Here is a 1,965-nt window from a genome sequence, read left to right as displayed (position 1 = left end):
CGTCGAGCACGACCGGTGTCCGGTGCGCCGCGGCGGCCAGCAGGTAGCCCGCGAGGGCCGCGTGCTCGAGACCCCCGACCGCGGCGAGCACCCGCAGCGGGTCGGTGCCGACATCATCGGTGGCCAGCCCGTTCACACGGATGGCGCGGCCGACGACCTCGGTCTTGCGGGCGTGGGTGGCATCGTCGATGCCGGTGCCCCGGCCGGTCACGTCGGCGGCCGGCGCGCCGGTGAGGACGCTGGTCAGCGCAGCCGATGCCGTCGTGTTGGCGATCCCCATGTCACCCGTGACCAGCAGCCGGTGTCCTTGCGCCACCAGCGCACCGGCGACCTCGATGCCCACCTCGACCGCCGCGAGCGTCTGCTGCGGTGTCATGGCGGGACCTCGTGTCATGTCAGCAGTCCCCCGAGCGACCTTGCGCGCGAACAGATCCGGCGCGTCAGGCACCTCGCCGGCCACGCCCACGTCCACGACCACGACCCGGGCGCCGATCTGCCGGGCCAACGCGTTGACCACGGCACCTCCGGCCAGGAAGTTGCCCACCATCTGCAGCGTGACCTCCTGCGGCCACGGCGTCACGCCCTGAGCATGCACTCCGTGGTCGCCCGCGAAGACGGCGATGGCGACCGGCTCGGGCAGCGGTGGTGGGCACTCGTCATACATCCCGGCCAGCCGGCTGCCCAGGGTCTCGAGTGCCCCCATCGAGCCGGGTGGCTTGGTGAGCAACCCCTGTCGTTCTTCGGCGGCCCGCGCCGCCTGCGCCGAGACCGGGACGATCGCGGTGAGGGTGGTGTCGAGCAGCGACGGGCGGTTCTCTGTCAGGGGCACGCGGCCATCATGCCCCAGGGCGAGCCATCGGCAGGGCCGTCACCACCGCTGGGGAGTTGTGACGGGGTGATCGCCCCATCGTGCCTCCCCGAAATCGGCGCCGGGGCGTGGTGGCGGGGATAGCGTGCACGCCATGAGCGATGACGCGTTGCCCACGCCCCTGCCCGCCCTCGACGAGTCGTGGACCCGGGCGCTGTGCGTCGTGGCGCACCCGGACGACCTCGAGTACGGCACCGCGGCCGCGGTGGACAAGTGGATCCGTCAGGGCAAACAGGTGACCTACCTGCTGGCGACCCGGGGCGAGGCGGGAATCGACGGGATGCCACCGACGCAGTCCGGCCCGTTGCGTGAGCAGGAGGAGCGCGACGGTGCGGCGGCCGTGGGGGTCGACGTCGTCGAGTTCCTCGACCACCGTGACGGCGTGGTCGAGTACGGCCTCCCGTTGCGCCGCGACATCGCGAGGGCCGTGCGGACCCACCGGCCGGATGTGGTCTTCTCGGTCACCCATCGGGAGGCGTTCGATGGGGGCTTCGCCAACCAGGCCGACCACCGGGCAGTCGGGCTCGCCGCGCTCGATGGTGCCCGGGACGCCGGCAACCGCTGGATCTTTCCCGAGCTGGTCGACGAGGGGCACGAACCGTGGCCGGGCGTGCACCACGTCTGCTTCGCCGGCTCGCCGGTGCCGACGCACGGTGTGGACGTGAGCGGCCACCTCGAGGCGGCGGTCGCCTCCCTGGCCGCGCACCGCGAGTACCTCGCGGGCCTGGCGGCCGACTATCCCGCGCCCGAGGAGCTGCTCGACGGCATGCTGTCCGCCGGCGGCAAGACCCTGGCCGTGCGGCACGGTCTCCTCTTCGAGGTCTTCTCCGTGTGAGACTCGGGGGCATGCGTTCCGAGCTGCAGACCTACCGGACCGGCGACAGCGACATGGTGCTCGACCTCACCGACGACTGCGCGTCGTTCGTGAGCCGTGAGGGCGACGGACTCCTGCACGTCTTCGTGCCGCACGCCACCGCGGGGATCGCGATCCTCGAGACGGGCGCCGGCAGCGACGACGACCTCCTGGCGGCCCTGCGCGACCTGCTGCCGGCCGACGACCGCTGGCGGCACCAGCACGGCACGCCGGGGCACGGCCG

Annotated in this window: 3 protein-coding genes; 2 read left to right on the top strand and 1 reads right to left on the bottom strand. The window is 72.8% G+C overall.

Annotated elements, in window-relative coordinates:
- Window positions 1-829, bottom strand: an 829-nt coding sequence (locus FRW57_RS21015; RefSeq protein ID WP_238999524.1) for a nicotinate-nucleotide--dimethylbenzimidazole phosphoribosyltransferase, incomplete at its 3' end; no start/stop codon positions are given.
- Between the two features lie 133 nt (window positions 830-962).
- Between FRW57_RS21015 and FRW57_RS21010 the strand changes: the two genes are divergently transcribed.
- The gene (locus FRW57_RS21010; RefSeq protein ID WP_137120228.1) at window positions 963-1,703 is read left to right on the top strand and encodes a PIG-L deacetylase family protein; all 741 of its coding nucleotides are present in this window, start codon (window positions 963-965) and stop codon (window positions 1,701-1,703) included.
- Window positions 1,704-1,714: 11 nt separating this feature from the next.
- A partial coding sequence (locus tag FRW57_RS21005) for a YjbQ family protein (RefSeq protein WP_162529455.1) occupies window positions 1,715-1,965 on the top strand: 251 nt, incomplete at its 3' end.

The organism is Segeticoccus rhizosphaerae (genome assembly GCF_009192725.1).
In the GTDB taxonomy this organism is placed as follows: Bacteria; Actinomycetota; Actinomycetes; order Actinomycetales; family Dermatophilaceae; genus Segeticoccus; species Segeticoccus rhizosphaerae.
This window is presented reverse-complemented; position numbering and strand designations above follow the sequence as displayed.

What these genes read in the sequence shown, in the direction of transcription:
- FRW57_RS21010 (WP_137120228.1), top strand. Translation starts at nt 963, where the DNA reads ATGAGCGATGACGCGTTGCCCACGCCCCTGCCCGCCCTCGACGAGTCG.